General features: G+C 71.3%; 18 protein-coding genes and 1 pseudogene. 9 read left to right on the top strand and 10 right to left on the bottom strand.

Translation table 11 applies throughout. The features are described 5' to 3' along the window. The coding region (locus tag G3I19_RS23030) for a tetratricopeptide repeat protein (RefSeq protein WP_203599975.1) at positions 1-2,035 on the top strand (2,035 nt) is incomplete at its 5' end. 166 nt (positions 2,036-2,201) lie between these two features. Here G3I19_RS23030 and G3I19_RS23025 read toward each other — a convergent pair. Next, the gene (locus G3I19_RS23025; RefSeq protein WP_164265585.1) at positions 2,202-2,825 is read right to left on the bottom strand and encodes a response regulator transcription factor; all 624 of its coding nucleotides are present in this window, start codon (positions 2,823-2,825) and stop codon (positions 2,202-2,204) included. Between the two features lie 254 nt (positions 2,826-3,079). Between G3I19_RS23025 and pcaC the strand changes: the two genes are divergently transcribed. Genes pcaC through G3I19_RS23005 form a run of 4 tightly spaced genes read left to right on the top strand, consistent with a single transcriptional unit; the run spans position 3,080 to position 6,344 of the window. Beyond that, on the top strand, positions 3,080-4,381 hold the full coding sequence (gene pcaC / locus G3I19_RS23020; RefSeq protein WP_164265584.1) for a 4-carboxymuconolactone decarboxylase: 1,302 nt from the start codon (positions 3,080-3,082) through the stop codon (positions 4,379-4,381). Between the two features lie 4 nt (positions 4,382-4,385). Beyond that, positions 4,386-5,033, top strand: a complete 648-nt coding sequence (locus tag G3I19_RS23015) for an MBL fold metallo-hydrolase (protein WP_164265583.1) — start codon at positions 4,386-4,388, stop codon at positions 5,031-5,033. Between the two features lie 30 nt (positions 5,034-5,063). Continuing rightward, entirely contained in the window at positions 5,064-5,843 is a 780-nt protein-coding gene (locus G3I19_RS23010) for an exodeoxyribonuclease III (protein ID WP_164265582.1), read from the top strand. A gap of 60 nt (positions 5,844-5,903) precedes the next feature. Beyond that, the gene (locus G3I19_RS23005) at positions 5,904-6,344 is read left to right on the top strand and encodes a DUF6278 family protein (protein WP_164265581.1); all 441 of its coding nucleotides are present in this window, start codon (positions 5,904-5,906) and stop codon (positions 6,342-6,344) included. A 207-nt stretch (positions 6,345-6,551) separates the two neighbouring features. On the opposite strand, the pseudogene G3I19_RS23000 reads toward G3I19_RS23005, so the two are convergent. Continuing rightward, positions 6,552-6,831: pseudogene (locus G3I19_RS23000) on the bottom strand (acyl esterase); the annotation flags it as partial. Positions 6,832-6,967: 136 nt separating this feature from the next. Here G3I19_RS23000 and G3I19_RS22995 point away from each other — a divergent pair. Continuing rightward, a complete protein-coding gene (locus G3I19_RS22995; protein WP_164265580.1) occupies positions 6,968-7,585 on the top strand; it encodes a hypothetical protein in 618 nt (205 codons plus the stop codon). Positions 7,586-7,609: 24 nt separating this feature from the next. Here G3I19_RS22995 and G3I19_RS22990 read toward each other — a convergent pair whose 3' ends face one another. Next, the gene (locus tag G3I19_RS22990; RefSeq protein WP_164265579.1) at positions 7,610-8,908 is read right to left on the bottom strand and encodes an ATP-grasp domain-containing protein; all 1,299 of its coding nucleotides are present in this window, start codon (positions 8,906-8,908) and stop codon (positions 7,610-7,612) included. Between the two features lie 428 nt (positions 8,909-9,336). Here G3I19_RS22990 and G3I19_RS22985 point away from each other — a divergent pair, with 428 nt between their 5' ends. Beyond that, positions 9,337-10,386 (top strand): LuxR C-terminal-related transcriptional regulator, encoded by a 1,050-nt coding sequence (locus G3I19_RS22985; RefSeq protein ID WP_164265578.1) that lies wholly within the window; start codon positions 9,337-9,339, stop codon positions 10,384-10,386. A gap of 27 nt (positions 10,387-10,413) precedes the next feature. On the opposite strand, the gene G3I19_RS22980 is transcribed toward G3I19_RS22985, so the two are convergent. Next, the gene (locus G3I19_RS22980) at positions 10,414-10,932 is read right to left on the bottom strand and encodes a hypothetical protein (protein ID WP_164265577.1); all 519 of its coding nucleotides are present in this window, start codon (positions 10,930-10,932) and stop codon (positions 10,414-10,416) included. A 412-nt stretch (positions 10,933-11,344) separates the two neighbouring features. Between G3I19_RS22980 and G3I19_RS22975 the strand changes: the two genes are divergently transcribed. Both G3I19_RS22975 and G3I19_RS22970 read left to right on the top strand, forming a co-directional pair. After that, positions 11,345-12,607: a hypothetical protein gene (locus tag G3I19_RS22975; RefSeq protein ID WP_164265576.1), complete on the top strand. Its 1,263-nt coding sequence runs from the start codon at positions 11,345-11,347 to the stop codon at positions 12,605-12,607. Between the two features lie 112 nt (positions 12,608-12,719). Next, positions 12,720-13,604, top strand: a complete 885-nt coding sequence (locus tag G3I19_RS22970; RefSeq protein WP_164265575.1) for a prephenate dehydrogenase/arogenate dehydrogenase family protein — start codon at positions 12,720-12,722, stop codon at positions 13,602-13,604. 66 nt (positions 13,605-13,670) lie between these two features. On the opposite strand, the gene G3I19_RS22965 is transcribed toward G3I19_RS22970, so the two are convergent. The 6 genes from G3I19_RS22965 to G3I19_RS22940 form a co-directional block, all read right to left on the bottom strand. Beyond that, positions 13,671-13,973, bottom strand: a complete 303-nt coding sequence (locus tag G3I19_RS22965; protein WP_164265574.1) for a helix-turn-helix transcriptional regulator — start codon at positions 13,971-13,973, stop codon at positions 13,671-13,673. Between the two features lie 135 nt (positions 13,974-14,108). Continuing rightward, positions 14,109-14,273 (bottom strand): hypothetical protein, encoded by a 165-nt coding sequence (locus tag G3I19_RS22960; RefSeq protein ID WP_164265573.1) that lies wholly within the window; start codon positions 14,271-14,273, stop codon positions 14,109-14,111. A 187-nt stretch (positions 14,274-14,460) separates the two neighbouring features. Further along, positions 14,461-16,110, bottom strand: a complete 1,650-nt coding sequence (locus G3I19_RS22955; RefSeq protein WP_164265572.1) for an alpha-amylase family glycosyl hydrolase — start codon at positions 16,108-16,110, stop codon at positions 14,461-14,463. Then, a complete protein-coding gene (locus G3I19_RS22950) occupies positions 16,107-16,949 on the bottom strand; it encodes a hypothetical protein (protein WP_164265571.1) in 843 nt (280 codons plus the stop codon). The genes G3I19_RS22955 and G3I19_RS22950 overlap by 4 nt, the downstream gene beginning before the upstream one ends. After that, entirely contained in the window at positions 16,939-18,333 is a 1,395-nt protein-coding gene (locus G3I19_RS22945; protein WP_164265570.1) for a ferritin-like domain-containing protein, read from the bottom strand. The genes G3I19_RS22950 and G3I19_RS22945 overlap by 11 nt, the downstream gene beginning before the upstream one ends. Continuing rightward, on the bottom strand, positions 18,314-19,132 hold an 819-nt coding region (locus G3I19_RS22940; RefSeq protein ID WP_239074697.1), incomplete at its 5' end, for an HAD family phosphatase. The genes G3I19_RS22940 and G3I19_RS22945, both read right to left, overlap by 20 nt.

Here is a 19,132-nt window from a genome sequence, read left to right as displayed (position 1 = left end):
GCCGCCGTCGGGCAGCGGGGGCGGCCAGGGATCAGCCATGCGCCATCTGCCGCCGCGGCCCGGGCGGTTCGTGGGCCGCGAGGGAGCGCTGGCCACCCTGAGGGAGATCCTCGCGCCCGGCGGCGGAGCACGGCTCTGTGTGGTGGCCGGCAGCGGCGGCGTAGGGAAGACCACACTGGCGCTCGAGTGGGCCCACCGCTCCGTCAAGGAGTTCCCCGACGGCTGCCTCCACGCCGAGATGCGCGGATTCAACCCGACCGCAGCACCGCTGGCCGCAGGCGAGGCGCTGTACGACTTCCTCGTCGCGCTCGACGTCGCCCCCGACCGTATGCCGCACACCGTCACCGCCCGCGCCGCGCTCTTCCGCGCCCTCACTGAGGACCGCAGGCTGCTGGTCGTGCTCGACGATGTGCGATGTACCGAGCAGGCGCTGCCGCTGCTGCCGTCGGGCCCCGGCTGCGCCACCCTCATCACCAGCCGCCGCCGGTTGGACACCCTCGTGGTGCGGCACGCCGGACGGCCCCTCCTGCTCGGACCGATGAGTCACGAGGACGCCAGGAAACTGCTCGACGCCTGCGCGGGGTTCAGCCGCACCGGCGCCGAGCCTGCGGCGGCGGACGAACTCGTCCGCTACTGCGCCCGGTTACCACTGGCCGTAGCCGTGATCGGCAACCGCGTGGTGAGCAGCCCCCAGATGCCGCTGCACGAGCTGCTTGAGCGCGTACGCGACGGCGGCAACCGTCTCGACATGCTCTCCTCAGGACTCCCGGAGATCGGCGTCGACCTGCGCACCGTCTTCCGGGCCTCCATCGAGGAACTGTCCGCCCAGGCACGGGAGGCGTTCTGTCTGCTGAGCCTGTGCCCGGGCTCCCACATCGACCTCCAGGCGGCCGGCGCGCTGCTGAACCGCTCTCCCCGGCAGGCCGCAGAGCTGCTGGCCGAGCTGACTGCCAACACACTGCTGTCCGAAGTGGGTTCGGGCCGCTACCGCTTCCACGACCTGCTGGGCGAGTTCGCCCGCGAACTGGCCGCGGAGGTGATGACCACCGGCGAACTGGAGGCCGCCCACCTGCGCCTGCTGCGCTGGACGCTGCACGCGGTGTGCGGGGCCAGCACCCTGATCGCGCCGCGCCCGCTGAGGGACTTCTTCCCGGCCCAGCCCACCCCGTGGTCCACCGGAGGTCCGACCGACCGGCGCGGTGCGGCGCGCTGGCTCGCCACCCGTCAGCATTCCCTGGTCGCCACCAGCGAACTGGCCCTCCGCTGCGGGCAGTACGACGTGGCCTGGCGCATTCCCGTAGCGATGACCACCTGGTTCTACGTACGCAAGAACTGGTCGCTGTGGCTCCTCTCGCTGCGGGTGGGCGCTCTCGCCGCGCGCCGGGCGGGATCCCGTACCGGACTGGCGCAGGTCCGGGCCGCGTCCGGGCTGGCCCACCTGGATCTGCGCCGTTACCGGCAGGCCCGCAAGCAGCTCACCCGTGCGGCGGCGGAGTTCCAGCAGCTCGGGGAGTACTGGCAGTTGGGCACCGTGCTGGTGCCGCTGGGCGACCTGTATCTGCGCACCGGCAGGCCCGCCCAGGCCCTGCACACCTTCGAGTCGGCCCGCCGCGCCTACGAACGTACCGACGACCACTGGGGCGCCGCCTGGGCCCTCAGCGCGCTCGGCCGTGTCCTGATGGCGACCGGCAGCCCGGGGAAGGCGATCGACGTACTGCAGCGGGCGATGGGCTTCTGGCGCAAGTCGGGCTACACCCGTGGTGAGGCGGACGCGATGATGCAACTGGGCCAGGCCCAGCTCGCTGTCGGCAGCACCCGCGACGCCCAGCGATTCATGGACAAGGCCGATTCGGTGTTCCAGTCCCTGGGCGACAGCTTCCGGCACGCTCAGACGCTGGTGTGGATCGGCCGGCTGCGCGACGGCGCGGGTGACACCGCAGGCGCCTCCGAGGCGTGGCGGACGGCGCTGAAGGTCTTCGAAGGACTCGACGCCCCGGAGGCGGCCGAGTGCAGCCGCCTGCTCGGCAGCCGTTGACGGCGCCCGGCAGGGGGCGCGGCGGGCCCACCGACCGGGGCAGGAGTCGGAACAGCGGTCGGAACAGCGGTCGGAACAGGGGCCGGAACAGCGGTCGGAGTGGAGATCAGAACAGGGGCCGGAACAGCGGTCGGAGCGGCGGCCGGAACAGCGGTCGGAGCGGCGATCAGAACAGCCCCTCGCGGACGGCCTGGGCCACCGCCTGCGCACGGTTTCGGGCCCCGAGGCGGGCCGTGATGGAGTGGACGGCGTTCTTGACGGTGCGCTCCGAGTAGGCGAGCTTGGTGGCGATCTCGCTGGTGCCCAGCCCCTCGGATATGAGCCGCAGTACCTCGATGTCACGCGGGTTGAGACCGGTCAGGGTCTGTCCTGCCGGACGCAGCACTTCCTCCTCCAGCCGGCCGAGCTGGGCGACGAGGGACCCCTGGAGCGTCTGAGGGAATACGCCCTCGCCGTTGCGGGCGGCGTGCACGGCACGGCCGATGGTGTCGCTGTCGGCCTCGTCGCGGCTCAGGACGGCGTGGATACGACAGGTCACCAGGTTGTGCAGACCGATGCCCGGTATCTTGGCCACCACCAGGACGAGTTTCGCCCTGTGCTGCTCGGCCTGGTGCCGCAGCAGACACATTTCGGTGCCGCTCACCACGTGCGAGGCGTACACGACGACGTCGGCCTCGGCCGCGGAGTCGACCAGGGACACCGACCGTGGCTCCAGTTCCCGGAGCATCGCCCTCAATCCGGCGGCCGACAGCCTGTCGGAGCCCTGTGAATGGACAAGCACAGCGGACATGTCTCTCCCTCTGTCTGCCGAAGGACGCATCTGGTGAAGCGTCAGTGTCGCCCTGTGCTCTTAACGGCCTCTGTACGGCGTCTCAACACCGGCCCGGTGATCGACAGCCCACGGCGCTCGCCCGCAGAAATTGGGAAGGGCACGGGTGCGGATGACAGACTGACGGCAGGTTCGCGCGTACACGCCGGTGGGCGCTTACCTGGAGGTCCACCCCGGCGATGTGACATCTCGCGACAGATGAGAGGGTCGGACGAGTGAGCGAGACACCGAAGAACACCCTCCAATACCGCTTCGACGGACCAGAAGACGCACCGGTGCTGGTCCTGGGTCCCTCACTGGGTACCACGTGGCATATGTGGGACCGGCAGACACCCGAACTGGCCAGGAGCTGGCGCGTCCTGCGCTTCGACCTGCCCGGCCACGGCGGCGCTCCCGCCCACCCGGTCCCCTCCGTCGCCGGGATCGCTGAGCGGCTGCTGGCCACGCTCGACGGGCTCGGCGTGCAGCGTTTCGGGTACGCGGGGTGCTCCATCGGCGGCGCTATCGGCATGGAGCTGGCCCTGCGCCACCCGGAGCGGGTCGCCTCGCTCGCCCTGGTCGCCGCCTCGCCCCGGTTCGGTACGGCGGACGAGTTCCGCCAGCGCGGGGTGATCGTCCGCACCAATGGGCTCGACCCGATGGCGCGCAGCGCGCCCGAGCGCTGGTTCACGCACGGTTTCGCGACGGCGCAGCCCGCCATCGTCGAGTGGGCCGTGCAGATGGTCCGCACCACCGACCCCGGCTGCTACATCGCGGCCTGCGAGGCGCTCGCCGCCTTCGACAGCCGCGCCGAGCTCGGCCGGATCGGGGTGCCCACCCTGGTCGTCGTCGGCGCCGAGGACCGGGTGACCGGGCCCGCCGACGCCCGGACGCTGGTGGCCGGGATACCGGACGCACGGCTCGCGATGGTCCCGGCCGCCTCCCATCTGGCGCCGGTCGAGCAGCCCGCGGCCGTCACCGATCTGCTGGTACGGCACTTCTCCACGGCCTGGCAGGACAACGTCGCGTCGACCTCGTCGACCACATCGCCGTCGATACCGGTCCCGCCGCAGGTACCGGGTCTCTCGGTCCCGGTGGCGCCCATCGCCGAGATCGCCCCGGCGGCGCTCCAGCCGGAGGCGGTGCCCGCCGGGCGCCCCGACCCGTACGACGCGGGCGTGAAGGTGCGCCGCGAGGTCCTGGGCGACGCCCATGTGGACCGGGTGGAGGCCGCCGCCGACGGCTTCACCGCGGACTTCCAGGAGCTGATCACCCGCTACAGCTGGGGCGAGATCTGGACCAGGGACGGGCTCGACCGCCGCACCCGCAGTGTGGTGACGCTGACGGCGCTGGTCGCCGGCGGGCATCCGCAGGAGCTCGCCTCCCACGTCCGTGCGGCTCTGCGCAACGGACTCACCCCGGCGGAGATCAAGGAGGTGCTGCTCCAGACCGCGGTCTACTGCGGTGTTCCCGCGGCGAACTCGGCCTTCGATGTGGCCCGGACCGTGATCCAGCAGGAGACCACTCCCGAAACGTAGCAGGATGGTGGGTATGACGATCGAACTGACGAAGAAGACCCACGCCTGTATCCGGCTGCAGAAGGACGGGCGGACGCTCGTCATCGACCCCGGTGGGTTCAGCGAGGCGGACGCGGCGCTCGGCGCCGACGCCATTCTCGTGACCCATGAGCACCCCGACCACTTCGACGAGAACCGGCTGCGCGCCGGGATGGAGGCGAACCCGACCGCCCACATCTGGACCCTGCGCAGCGTCGCCGAGCAGCTCTCCGCCGGGTTCCCCGGCCGGGTCCACACCGTCGGCCACGGCGACACCTTCGAGGCCGCGGGGTTCGACGTCCAGGTGCACGGCGAGCTGCACGCGGTGATCCACCCGGATCTGCCGCGGATCACCAACGTCGGCTTTCTGGTGGACGGTTCGGTCTTCCACCCGGGCGACGCCTTCACCGTTCCCAACCAGCCGGTCGAGACGCTGATGCTGCCGGTGCACGCCCCGTGGAACAAGATCTCCGAGGTGATCGACTACGTCCGCGAGGTGCGGCCGCAGCGTGCCATCGACATCCATGACGTGCTGCTCAAGGACCTGGCGCGCGGTATGTACGACACACATATCGGCAACCTGGGCGGCGCCGGCCACACCCGTCTGATGCCGGGGGACACCACAGAGCTCTGACTGTCGGTGCCAAGGGCTAGGTTGGGTTCCATGCGCATCGCGACCTGGAACGTCAATTCGATCACCGCCCGTATCCCGAGGGTGCTGGCCTGGCTGGAGAGCACCGGCACGGACGTGCTGTGCGTCCAGGAGACCAAGTGCTCCGCCGAGCAGTTCCCCGCCGACGAGCTGCGCGAGCTGGGGTACGAGTCGGCGGTCCACGCCACCGGCCGGTGGAACGGGGTGGCACTGATCTCCAGGCTCGGCCTGGAGGACGTGGTCAGGGGCCTGCCCGGCGGCCCCGCCTACGAGGGCGCCGAGGAGCCGAGGGCCATCTCGGCGACCTGCGGCCCGGTCCGGGTCTGGTCGGTGTACGTGCCGAACGGCCGCGAGGTCGACCACGCGCACTACACGTACAAGCTCCAGTGGCTCGCCGCGCTGAAGGAGGCGGCCGCCACGGACGCGGCGGGCGCGCGCCCGTTCGCCGTCCTCGGGGACTTCAACGTGGCCCCGGTGGACGAGGACGTCTGGGACCCCTCGCTGTTCGAGGGTGCCACGCATGTCACCCCGGCCGAGCGGGCCGCGCTCGCCGCGCTGCGCGAGACGGGGCTGAGCGATGTGATGCCCCGCCCGCTCAAGTACGACCGCCCGTACACTTTCTGGGACTACCGCCAGCTCGCGTTCCCGAAGAACAGGGGCATGCGTATCGACCTGGTGTACGGCAACGAACCCTTCGCGGCGGCCGTCAAGGACAGCTATGTGGACCGCGAGGAGCGCAAGGGGAAGGGCGCGTCCGACCACGCCCCGGTCGTCGTCGATCTCGACGTCTGAGGCCGGGGGGTCCGCGCGCCTGTTGGTGCGACTGTCCGGCTGAATGCGAGGCTGAGTGGTGTGAATATCCCTTTCCTTGACCAATGGCGCAGACGGCACGGCACGGAATACGCGGCGACACTCGCCACGGCGGTACGCAACGACCCGCAGGGGGTGGGCGAGCTGCTCTCCGAGTGCGAGTTGCTGCGGGCCAGGGCCGGACAGGAAGGGCTTCAACTCGACGACTCACCCGCCTCGTTGGCCGCGCTCGACCAGCTTCCGCCGCACTGGCGCGACGATCCCGAGGAGTTGCCCTGGCTGGGCAACGACGCGGGTCTCTATCTCGGGACCATCATCGTCAGGACCGTCCCCGGCGCCGCCTGGGACGTCCTGCCGGGCGGCACGCCGGTGGTCCGGCTGGAGTCGGGACGCGAGATCAATGTGGTCGAGGCCGGCCTCGACTGGGCGGTCGCCGGCGCACCCGAACTCTCCCAGGTCTACTCGGAAGCGGCAGAGGGCTGACTGCCCGATTTGCTGCACTTCACTGCTTTTCAATACAAATACGGTTTATGGCTACTTAGCGCGTGTCGGGTGTGAAGTCCCTTGTCGGGGTGGATAGTTTGCGTCATCGACCGTCCGCAGACGGCCGGGTCCGGCCGAACCAGGAACGCTGCTGCCGGGTGCGCAGTAGCACGTGGGGCACCATGCCCGCCCGGCAGCAGCCGGTGATCACTTCTCGCACAGCGGGGCCGACAGGTGTGAAGGTCGGACTCGGCGAGGAGAAGGTCAGCTGCGCGCCGGTCGGGTTGTGCTCGATGTACAGCGGGCCGACGGTGTCGGTCACCAGGGCCGGATCACGGCCCGCCGGCACGTCGTACGCCGTGGAGAACGGATCCGGATCCACGGGGAACGCCCCGCCGGGAGTCTTCCCGTGGAAGAAGGCGTACGGCACGTTGCCGGCCGGCTTGCGGCGGCCGGGCGGGCCCACGTCGCGGCGTGACGCGACGAGAACTCAGGCCCGACCCGGTCGCGGCGGCCGGCGCCGCTGAGCGTCATCGACTCCATCGCCCCATTGACCGAAATTCAGCGAAACCCTGGCGCAAACGCGATCGGCGTCCCAAGCTCTCGGTGTGACGAATCTCGGTGTGACGAATTCAGAGAGCGGCGCGGACCGGAGGCGGACGGACGTGACCTTGCGGCTCAGGGGGAAGCTCCAGTGGGTCCCGGTGGCGGCGGTGGTGGTGCTCGTCGCCTGGGTCCTGGCCATCCCGCCGGTCGTCTCGGGGGCGTACGGAGCGATCGGCGGCACCCTCATGGTGATCGCGGGACTGCTGCTCGCCTTCTTCACCGCCACATTCGTCGGCTATCTGGTGCGACCGCTGCGGCTCACCCCGGACGCCGACGGCCTGGTGGTACGCCTGCCCAGCTGGCCCACCCGTACGGTGCCGTGGACCGCGGTGGCCGGTGTGGCGGCCGCCGAGGTCACCGAGGGCGGGCGGACCGGAACCCATGTCGTCGTGGACTTCGAGCCGGGGGCCGGTGCGCTGCCCCGGTTCTGCCGGCCGCGGTCGATGTACCGCAGGCTCGCGCCGTCCCTCGGCCGGGGCGAGCGGGCGCAGGGCCTCTGCATCGAGGCGCAGGTGTTCGATGTGGACCCGGCGGGGCTGGTCGCGCTGATCCGGGAGCACGCGCCCAGCGGCGTCCCCGTCGGCGATCCGTCCGGGACGGCGGGTGCGGGGCGAGGGGCTGTGCCGCGTGAGTGATGCCCGCGATCAGTGTGTGGCCGTTCAGGTGCCGGGGCGCTGCTGGTCGTGCGGCCCGTAGGTGACGGAGTACGTTGTCCACACTTTCTGTATGTCGGCGGCGACCGACTCCGCCGAGTCGCCGATGAACGCGAACGTGCCTGCCAGCCGGTCGTCGGAGGCGGCCAGGACATCCCCGGCACGTGGCACGGTGCTCTCGACGACGGAGGCGGGCAGCCGGTCGGAGCCCTCGACCCGGAGCGCCTTCAGGTCTCCCTCGCCCGGTGCCAGGACCCACAGCCAGCCGGACGCAGCGGTTCCGCTGTCGAGCATGGTGCGGGGGCCGTCGTAACACGGTGCTTCACCCAGACATATCCGGACGGCCTCCTGCACCAGGTCGATGCCATAGGCGTGCCGGATGGCATCGGGGATGCCACCGCCTGCCGGACGCCCGGCGATCTCCAGGAACGTCAACCGTCCGTCCGGGCGGATGAAGAGTTCCAGATGGAACACACCGTCTTCGAGCTTCACCGCGTCCAGGACGGTCGTCGTCACCTTCTCGATGGCGCCGAGCTGCGCACGGTCTTCGATACTGACTGAGCCGAGCGGGAGGCCGCCCTTGTTGAGGACGTCGTGCAGGGGCGCCAGGTAGGTCGCCGCGCTGAAGAACAGAAGCCGCCCTCCCCGGACCAGACCGTCGACGTGGCACAGGTCGCCGGTCAGGAACTCCTCGATCTCGTGGTCCGCGCCGATGCCCTCGTCGCGCACGTGGGAGACGAACTCCGACGGGTCGCGGAAGACCCGGACGCCGACGGAGACACACTGGGATGTCGGCTTGAGGACGATGCCGTCGGGCATCAGGGCGACGGCGCGTTCGGCCTGTTCCGCGCTCATGTCCGGTCCGGCCGGCTGGAAGCGGGGGACGTCGACGCCGGCGGCGCGGACCGCTTCCTTCATCCGGATCTTGTCGCGGATCAGCTCGGCTTCCCGGGGGCGCATGCCGGGCAGCCCAAGGTGCTCGCGCAGCCGGGCCGCGGGCATCACGGCGGCCTCGGAAAGACCGACGACGGCGCTGGGCGGACCCAGCTCCGCGGAGAACTCGTCGACGTACCCCGTCATCTGCTCGAAGGCGGCGTCGTACGCGTCGTAGGGCGTTCCTGGTTCGACGTGCAGGGCGCCGATGCGGGCGAAGCGCTCGCGGGTGTGGCGGGGGAGCGCCGCCACGGATGTCTCGTCGAGCAGCGCCGTGAGGCGGTGCCCCGTTCCGAGCAACCGCTCCTGCCTGACGTCGAAGTCGATGTGCACGATGTGAGACGGCTGTGGATTCAACGGCTGTGGGTTCATGGGTGCTCCGATGGGATCGGTTCCCGTTCTCCGGTATGAGACGGGGAGGACCGCGGACAGGTTCTGGACGATGCCGCTCGTGCTCCTGTCCCACCTCACCCGGCCGGGTGGGAGTGCGCGCCAATGAGTTCTCGCCAAGTTGGCTTGTTCGAGCGGGTGTTGAGGTGCCTCTCGGCGCGTCATGATCGACGAAACGTCGCCCAGTCGATAGATTTCCCTTGCATGTACCCGCGTCCGCGGCCCCGCGCCGCGTACGGGAGTGACCTGCCGCGCGCTCGACCACCGTGCGGCGGGACCTGCGGCGATGGCCTCGACGGGTGTCGGCACCGTAGGTTCATTTTCTGTTCAGCATCGCAGCGGGCCGGGGTCGACGGCAGCGGCCATCGTGCGCATGGGCATTCACACATCAGCGGCTGGGGTGGACGGTTTTGGGACAGCAGCAGACCGGTGACAACGTTTTCGCGACGGGGAACTCGCTCAACGCGGAGGAGGTGGCCGTCTATCGGTGGTTCGCCTTGCACCGCCACCTCGACCTGCCCCGCGTGGCGGCGGAGACGGGTCTCGGTGAGGCCACGGTCCACCAGGCCCTGGAGTCCCTCCTCCGGATCGGTCTGGTGCAGCCGGACAAGGAGGACCCCGACCGGGTGTGGGCGGTCGATCCGCATCTTGTCGCGGCCGTGGCCACCGCTCCGCTGGAGCGGACCATCGCCGAGCAGCAGAACCGGCTGAGAGTCTTCCGCGACCAGTTTGCGCGACTGGCCTCCGACTACGAGGAGGGCAAGCAGGGCGCGTCCGCCGAACTGGAGACCATACCGGGGCTGTCCCAGGTGCGGGCCGCCCTGAACCGGGCCTCGGAACAGTGCCGTGAGGACATGATTACCGTTCAGCCAGGGGGTACCCGCTCGCCCGAGGTGCTTCAGGACGCGCTGGCGAGGGACAGCGAGCTGCTGGCACGCGGAGTGCGGATGCGTACGCTCTACCACCACACCGCGCGTTTCAACGGGCCCAGCCAGGCATACGTGGCCACGGCGAGCGCCCTGGGCGCCGAATACCGCACCGCACACCAGCTCTTCGGCCGGATGATCATTTTCGACCGGAAGGCGGCATTCCTGCCTGACCATCACGGCACCCTCGGCGCCGTGGTGGTACGGGAACCGTCGGTCGTGCACTTCCTCTGCGAGCTGTTCGAGCAGGTGTGGTCACAGGCGAAACCTTTCTCCGATGCCGCGAACGACGGCTTGGAGGCCGTGGCGAAGGATTTGGACAGGACCATCCTGCAACTGCTGGCGACCGGCCTGAAGGACGAGACGGTCGCCAGGCGGCTCGGGATGTCCCTGCGGACGACCCGTAAGCACATCGCCGACATCATGCAGAAGCTGGGGGCGGACAGCCGGTTCCAGGCCGGAGTCGCGGTGGCCATCGGCGGGCTGCTGGACGACGATACGGACCTCAGCACGCCGCCGACGCCGCAGGTCTGAGCGAGGGACCTGCAGGCGGGATCCGGCCTACGGGTAGACCTCGCCGGCCAGGAAGAGTTCGAGCAGCAGGGTCGGGGCGTGCACTTCGGACAGCCGGCAGGTGTGCCCCCGGGGCACGAACAGCGTGCTGCCGGACCGCAACCGCATCCCCAGCACGTGGTGCGGTGCGGGTGCCGGGGCCCGGTCGGCGTGTGACAGGTCGCAGCGACAGGCTCCTTCGAGGACGGTGACCGTGCACTCGGTGCTGTCGGACGCGTCGTACGTCCAGCCGGAACCGGGAGCCAGGGAGCGGAAGCGCGGGGCGACGCGCAGTCCCAGCCGATCGCCCAGTGCGGAGGCCAGGGCCGCGGGCCCGGGTCCGCCCGGTGCTTCGGCCGGCCCGGGGCCCAGCCCCGGTGGGCGTGGTATCCGCCGAAGGGCGGGCAGGGTTTCCGGGGCTTCCGGCCACAGCAGGCTCGGTCCCAGGTCGCCGTTGGTCGCCACGCACAGCGACAGCTCTTCCACGAAGGACTGCAGCGGCCGACCCAGGTCTCGCTGTCCGGGCACAGTTCTCCTCATCTTGCAGGCGGCGGGGGCAGGGCGTGCGGAGGGGAGCGCCGACGGGCACGCGCAACTGCCACGGGAGCAAAGGGACAGAGCCGCCGACAGGACATCGTGGCCGTCCGTGCATTCTGCCGCCCGGGTCGCCGCCCCGACAGTCACGTGGTCGCGTGACACGGAGTGGGGCCGCAGGCGCGGGCGGTGCGGAGGCACCCCGCCGCGCGGTCCGCTGTCGCCCGCCAAGGCGCCGTGTTACGGCTCAATCGCGCCCGCACCACCACCCGTTGGCCGGCCAGGCCGACCCGGACAGGTGATGTGACGGCGGCATGGGGACGGGATGCTCACGGAACCCGTCCAGACCCCGTGCACGGCCCCGGCCAACCCGTGGCGGACGCCATGCCCCACCCGGAAAGCTCCCATGACCCCATCCCCGCCCCACGTGGTACACATCGGCTTCTCCCCCCGGAATTCCCGGCTGCTGAGAGCCGGACACCGCTCGACCCTGCTGCTCGACGAGAACACCGCCGCTGCCCTGCCCGCCGACGTACGCGGCCGGTTCGCCGCGGTGGGGCCGCTGAAGGTCCCCGACCGGGCGGACCTCGACAACTACGACGGCGCGTTCGACCAGATGACCCACTGGGTCGCGGAGTTCACCGCGACCCTGGGTGCTCCTGCCGCCGTCGTGGGCTTGTCGGAGGAGTCCGTGCTTCCGGCGGCGCGCCTGCGCGGGCGGCTCGGGCTGCCCGGCATGACCACGGACACCGCACGGCTGCTGCGCGACAAGGTGCGGATGAAGGAAGCCGTGCGCGGCGCGGGCGTCGACACGCCCGCCTTCGTGCCGGTAGGCCCCCGTACCACGGAGGGGGAGGCTGCCCGGATCGCCGGGCTGATGCCCGGCGGGGTCGTACTCAAGCCCCGGAGTCAGGCCGCCGCCATGGGAGTTGAGGTGTTCGACGATCCCGGCCGCTTCGTCGAGCGCGTCCGGCGCGGTGGAGTCGGGGAGGGGTTCGAGGCGGAGGAGTTCGTCACCGGAGACCTCTGTCACGTCGACGGTCTGGTCCGCGACGGGCGCGTTCTCTTCGTCACCGCGGCCGCCTATCTCGCGGCCCCCTACGACGTGGTTACGGAAGGCGGCCACCCGCTGGGTTCCATCGGTGTGGACGACCCCCGGATGCTGGCGCGCATGACGGACCACACGGCCACCGCCCTGGACGCGCTGGGGCTGCGCGACGGCGTCTTCCACCTGGAGCTCTTCGTCCGCCCCGACGGACGCCTCACCTTCCTGGAGGTCGCCGCCCGGCCCGGTGGCGGTGGGATCGCAGACCACATCCGCTACGTCTACGGCGTCGATCTGGCAGAGGAGGCCCTGCGGGTGTGCCTGAACGAGCCGCCGAGCCACACCGGTCCGCCGACCGCCCTCGACACCGGAATCGCCGCCTCCGGCTGGCTCTTCAGCCTTACCCCTGAGGGCGGCGACCGAACGGTGGCGCGGGTTGACGGCGCCGAGTCGCTGCCCGCCTCCGTCGTACGGCACACCGTTGCCCGCCCCGGCGATGAGGTCACGGAGAGCGGTGAAATGTACCGGGCCCAGGGCCAGTTCACGTTCATCGGTGACTCGGCGCGGCAGCTCACGGAGGACGCCCTGCGTGTGTGGTCGGACTACCACGTCACCTACCGGTGACCGCGGCCGGACCGGGCGCCACCGGCGTGTCGCCCGGCTGTCAGCCCACTCACGCCCGGCACCGGCGCGTTGCCCGGGAAGCCGCCCACCCGGCACTCAGCGAGGAGCACCCGTGACCGACTTGCTCGTCCAGCCCCAGCTGTCCCTGCGCACGGCCCTGGTCGTCGGCGCGGGCCCGATCGGCACATCCGTCGCGCTGGCTCTCACCGCCGGGGGCGTACGGGTGCACCTGCGCGACACGGACCCGCAGGCCGCGGGCCTGGCTGCCGCACTGGGGGCGGGCACGCTCGAACGGCCGTGCGGGAGCGCCGACATCGCGGTCATCGCCGTACCCCCCGGCCGGGTCGGCGCGGCGGTACGGGAGTGCCAGCGCCGGGAACTGGCCCGCCACACCATGGACGTGGCCGGGGTGAAGGCGGCGCCCCTCGCCGACGTCCTCGCACGGGGATGTGACCCCGGGCGGCACATCGGGGGACACCCGCTGGCCGGGGGCGCGGCCGACGGGCCGCCCACTGCACGGGCCGACCTCTTCCGGGACCGGCCGTGGGTGCTCAGCCCCCTGCCGCAGACGTGCACCGGGACGCTCAACGCAGCTCTCGACGTGGTGACCGCGTGCGGTGCCACCCCTGTCCTCATGGACGCCGGTGAGCACGACCGGGCGGTGGCCCTGGTCTCGCACGCGCCCCGGGTCCTGGCGTCGCTGTTCGCGGCACGTCTGGCGGAGGCTCCGCCGGGCGCCTCGCGGCTGTCGGAGGCCGGCGCGCGTGAGGGTTCCCGGACGCCGGAGGACATCCTCGGCTGGGTCGAAGTGCTGCTCGCCAACGCTCCGGCCGTGGCCGACGTCCTCGACGGGCTCGCCGGGGACCTCACCGCAGTCGTCGCGGCGCTGCGCGCATCGTCCGGTCGCGGGGCGGCTGACGCCGGTGCCCGGCTGGCGGAGCTTCTCGTCGCGCGCACTCCGCCCGTGGCGCACCGCTGGTCCGACGGAGCGGCGTGAAACGGCGGCAGGGCGCCGGCCCGGGGCCGGCACTCAGGGGGCCCGGCCGCACAGAACGGCATCGGGTCAGATCCGGCTCTCGCCACTCGGTTCCGGCCGGCCGGGAAGCCGTGGCGCTTCCATCAGACCGGTGTCCTCCAGCGTGTGTGCGGAGGAGCCTTCCGCCGACAGGGCGAGCAGAAGCAGATGCATACGGCTGCGTGCTCCCGTCTTCGCGCGTATCCGCCGGAGATAGGTATCGACGGTATGCGGACTGACGTTCATGCGCCGGGCGATTTCCCCGTAGGTATCGCCGTGCACCAGATGCCCCAGCACTTCTCTTTCCCGGCCGCTGATCCTGCGGACTGCTTCCTGGAATTCGTTGCTCACGGAGTCGTGCGCCTTTCTCTGCGTCTACTCTGCATACCGGGCGCCGTGCAAGGCCGTTTCCCGTTCCCGCTTTCCGCCAGGTCCCACGGGCGGACACTCCCGTGGCATGAATGAGTGCAGGTCAGCCCGCTGGGCTTATCCCCAGCCGCTGTCGCCGTCGGTGCCGGCGTTCTTCATTTGGGTACCGGCCGCGGCGTGGACCGTTGAACCACCGGTGTGGGCGGTGGACGTCCCGGCGACCGCACCGACCGAGGCCATGACGCAGAGAAGGGCGATGCCGAACGCGCGCAGGGTCTTCATGACTTCTCCTGGAATTTGATGTGAGAGAGGGGGCGGAAGGAGCCGGACTGTGGAAGCCGGCCGGTTTCCCCTTCCGCCATTCCAGAATCGTCGACGCTCGCCCCGGAAGCCACCGCGGAGCCTGTTCACCAAGCTGTCGAGCAGCAAAGCGGGGGGGTGGATTAATCGGGCTTACGTCACCAAATGCCTACAGAGCGGTCCTCGTTGCCGGGGTGAGCCACACAGCCGTGTCCTGCGGCAGCGCTCCGGCGTCCAACGGGCCGCTGGACAAGAGGATTCGGTCCGCCGGGTCCAGGCGCAACGGTTCCGGCGCGAAGTTCACCACGCAGCGCAGGCCGGGTGCCCGGTCGAAGGCGAGCCACGCCCCGGAGCCGGGGCCGGCGACCCGCACCGGGCCAGGGCCGGGGGACGGGTGGGCGCGACGCAGTCGAAGAGCCGCCCGGTACAGGGCGAGCGTCGAGCGCGGGTCGGCCTCCTGCGACGAGACCGTGTACGGCGCCCAGTCGGCCGGCTGAGGGAACCACAGCTGCGGGTCTCGGGCCGTGCTGAATCCGTACGGTGTGCGCGTACCGGCCCACGGCAGCGGCACCCGGCAGCCGTCCCGGCCCTCGTCCGCGCCACCGGAAGCGCGCCACACCGGGTCGCGACGCCGGTCCTCCGGCACCCACGCCTGCGGGAGGCCCAGTTCCTCTCCCTGATAGACGTACGCGGCACCGGGCAGTGCCAGGGTGACCAGAGCCGCGGCGCGAGCCCGGCGCAGCCCGGCCGCACTGTCACCGTCGCCGTACCGGGTCGCGGCGCGGACCGTGTCGTGGCTGGCGGACGTCCAGGTGGACCACGCTCCCACGGCACCCGTCGCCGCGGTGGACCGTTCGATCACCAGGCGCATCGCGGCGCCGTCCCAGGGTGCCTCCGTCCACCCGAAGTCGAATACCTGGCCCAGCCGTCCGGGCCGTACATAGCGCGCCAGCCGCTCGTGGTCGAAGAGGATCGCCTCACCGACGAGGAGCCGGCCGCTCTGCGGTGGCTGCCCGTCCGGTCCGGGTGCCGCGTCGACGATCTCGCGCCAGCGGGCGTACAACTCCTGGAGTTCGGGGCGGTCGTGGTAGGGCATCAGGTGGTTGCGCCAGGGCTCGCTGTGCTGGCCGGGTCCTGCGTCCGGCAGGCCATCCGCCTTGACGAGTGTGTGGGCGACATCGATACGGAACCCGTCGGCCCCGCGCGCCGTCCAGAACCGCAGGACCCGCTCGAACTCGGCCCGCACCTGCGGGTGACGCCAGTTCAGGTCGGGCTGGTCCGGGGTGTGCAGGTGCAGGTACCAGAGCGTGCGGCCGTCCGGAGCCTGCGGAAGCCGGCTCCACGCCGGGCCGCCGAACGCGGACAGCCAGTCGTTCGGCGGGCGTTCACCGCCCGGCCCCCTTCCCGTGCGCACCAGGTACCTCGCGCGGGCGGCGTCCCCGTCCGGCCCCGGCGGCGCGGCCAGCACCGCACGGAACCACGGGTGTGCCACCGACGTGTGGTTGGGCACCAGGTCCACCAGGACCCGCAGCCCCAGCTCGTGCGCGCGGGCGGCCAGTGCCGTCCAGTCGTCCAGGGTGCCCAGCTCCGCCGCCACCGCTGTGTGGTCGGTGATGTCGTAGCCGGCGTCGGCCAGCGGTGACGGATGGAAGGGGGTCAGCCACACCGCGTCCACGCCGAGGCCGGCGATGTGCTCCAGCCGTCCCATCAGGCCCGGCAGGTCGCCGGTCCCGTCACCGTCGCTGTCCGCGAACGCCCTGACGTACACCTGGTAGCAGACGCCCTGGCACCACCACGGATCGGCCTGATGGTCCGTCATAGGGAGCGCAGCGGTACTGTCAGGGTGCCCTTGAGGTAGGCGCACATCAGGTCCGAGTCCCAGCCGCCCATCCAGAACTCCGCCGTCCACGGCGCGTCGTGGTCCACGGACAGGCCGCCCAGGACATCGCCCTCGGCGACCGACTTGCCGGTCAGCGGGAAGCGGAACTCCTCCAGCGCCGTCAGGTTGACCACCCGCTCGTCGGCCGGATCGGCGAGGGCGATCTCCAGCTCGCGGACGCGCTTCTCGATCCCGGCCCTGAGCACGGGGTCCTGCGCCGCCGCGAGGTCGGCGCGCAGCAGGTCGCGGCGCTCGACCCGGCTGGTGTACGGGTCGCTGACGCCGGTTTCGCCCAGGACCAGCGGTGCGTCGGTGCGGAACGTGCGGCCGCCGAACTTCTCCAGCTGCGTGCGTGGAATCTCGTGCACAGCGGCGTCGGGATGCTCGTCCCACATCACCATCACCCGCTCCAGCCGCGCCCCTGGCCCGGTGATCTCCAGGTGGAAGGGGACGATCGGCTCACGTCCCGCGAAGGTGAGCACGAAGTTGCGGTTCTCGAAGACCGGATCGCCCAGCAGGTCCACCTTCGCCCCCGTCAGCCCCGGTATCCCGGCTCCGTCGACGGTGGCCCGGGTCACCGACACACCGATCGGCGGCATATGGCTGCGCAGCACCGCGGGGTCCGGGTCGTTGAGGACGATCACCCGGTCCAGGTCGGGCTCACCGGCCAGCGCGAAGGTGCTCCCGCTGACGCCACGCGGCTCATCCGTGGGGTCCGGGTCGGTGGCCAGGCGGGCGATGAACCAGCCTCCGTACTCGACGATCAGTTCACGCGCCATGGGTGACTCCTTCTGCGGAAACGGGACGGGAGGTGGGGACGGACGGGGCGGGGGAGCCGACGGCCTCGGTGTCGACGGCGTACTGGTCGGACATCCGCTGCACGTTCTCCGCGAGAAACCTCAGGCGGCGGACCACCCGGCCCGGGGCGGCGCCGGCATCGGCCATTCCGCTCACCCGGTGTGCGCGGCCCGCGAGATCCCGGAGCCGCTCCAGGAAGACCCGCTGGGCGACGTCCCGTTCGGGAATCAGCTGGATGCCGCGCCCGAACTCGAACGGCGGGCCCGCCGTCACCGCAGGATCCCCGGCGGACGCGGGCAGCTCACCCAGCAGTTCGCCCAGCGGGCGCACGAACATCGTCATCAGCGGGAAGAACACCACCGACTGCAGGACGCGCAGCTCCTGCGGTGACTCTCCGGACTGGCCGAAGAACCGCAGCAGCATCAGCACCATCAGCGCGTAGCCGGCGTTGAACAGCTCGGCCGCCTCCCGGGCGAGCGGGTCCGTGATCAGGCCGACATCCTGGGCGTCCGGCGCGCGCCGCACAGCCGGGTTGTCGAGCATCGGGCGGGCCGGATCGAACGGCCGGCCCGCCGCGGTGGCAGCGGTGACCTCACGGTCGTACTGCTCGCGGATGCACAGCAGCCGCCCGTAGTGGGAGTCCTCGCTGTCCTCGTCAGCGCCTTCGCCCTGCTCGATGATCAGGTCGATGGCCCGCATCGCCGCCGCATGCGTGTCCACAGGGAACGGCTCCACGCCGTAGCCCACCAGGACGTCGTCGTCGAAGAAATGGTCGGGGTCGATGACCGCCGCCGTGTCGATCTGCCGGTGCGGGGGCCCGATGAACAGGTCCTTCTCCGGCACGCTCAGCACCAGTTCCCTGACCCGCTCGTACAGCATGCCGACCGTCATCTGCGGTTCCTCGTCCGGTGCGCCGGGCTCGGCAGGGCGGCCGCTGATCCGGGAGAGCAGCACCGTGGGCATCTCGTAGGCGATGAACCGCTCCAGCGTGTCCCGGTTGAAAGGGGTGAGCGCGGAGACCAGACCGAGCGGGTAGTAGCGCTCCGGCTGCGGGAAGGCGGGGCGCTGCAGATAGGGCGCGCCGCCCACGCCGGCGAGGAGGTTGAGCACCAGTCCCAGGTGCAGCATCTCCTCCCGGCTCAGGCGCAGCAGCTGGCCCTTCCACTCGCGGATCGTCTCGATCTGCACATCGTCGAGGCCGGCCTCCGGCGGGTTGGCGCGCAGCGAGAACGCGGCGTACAGGTACTGCAGGCACAACGAGTGCTCGACCTCCGCGGCCTCGCACAGGTAATCCACCAGCCGGGCACGCACGGCCGCCACCTCCGGCGGGCTCGGGCACAGCGGTTCAGCGGACGTCAGGGACATGGGAGCCCTCCTGGAGGGTTCGGTGCAGCAGGTCGTCGGTGAGCAGGCCGAGACCGGTGACAAGCGTGTGTGCCGCCCCGTGGTCGAGGCCGCGGGTGTACGGCGTCGGCACCGCCACCACGCGCAGTCCAGCGGCGCGGGCGGCGGCGACGCCGGTGAGTGAGTCCTCCACGGCCACGGCCCGTCCCGGCGTCACGCCCAGCAGGGCCAGGGCCCGGCGGTAGACGTCCGGGGCCGGCTTGACCCGGGCGACGTCGTCACCGCAGACCACGACGTCGAAGAAGGCCGTCAGTCCGTGGTGGCCGAGCATGCGGGTCACCCACGAGCGGTCTGCGGAGGACGCCACCGCCAGCCGGGTTCCGCGCTCGGCGAGCCGGTCCAGCAGGGTGCGCACGCCCGGCATCAGCGGCACGTTCGCGGGGACCAGCAGCTCGCGCCACAGCTCCCGCAACCGGGCGTGCGCCCGCGCGGTGTCCGGGGTACCGGGCAGCAGCCCGAACAGCGCCTCGTAGCCGCCGGTGTTGCCGCACACCTCCCTCGCCCAGCGCTCGGCGGGCAGGTCCACCCCGTACTCGGCGAACAGCCGTCGGCATGCTTCCAGGTCCGGGCCGATGGAGTCGACCAGGACACCGTCGTGATCGAACACCACCGCTTCCGGCCAGTACGTGCGTGTCTCGTGCGGATCAGGGTCCACCAGCACATCGAGCTCCTCGGGTCGTCGGCCTGCCCGCACATGCTCGGCGCCCGTCCGGGGCCCGCACCCCACCCGGCCGGGCAGGCCCGGCGCGGCCCGGCGCGG

Source organism: Streptomyces sp. SID10853, from assembly GCF_010548145.1.
GTDB lineage: Bacteria > Actinomycetota > Actinomycetes > Streptomycetales > Streptomycetaceae > Streptomyces.
This window is presented reverse-complemented; position numbering and strand designations above follow the sequence as displayed.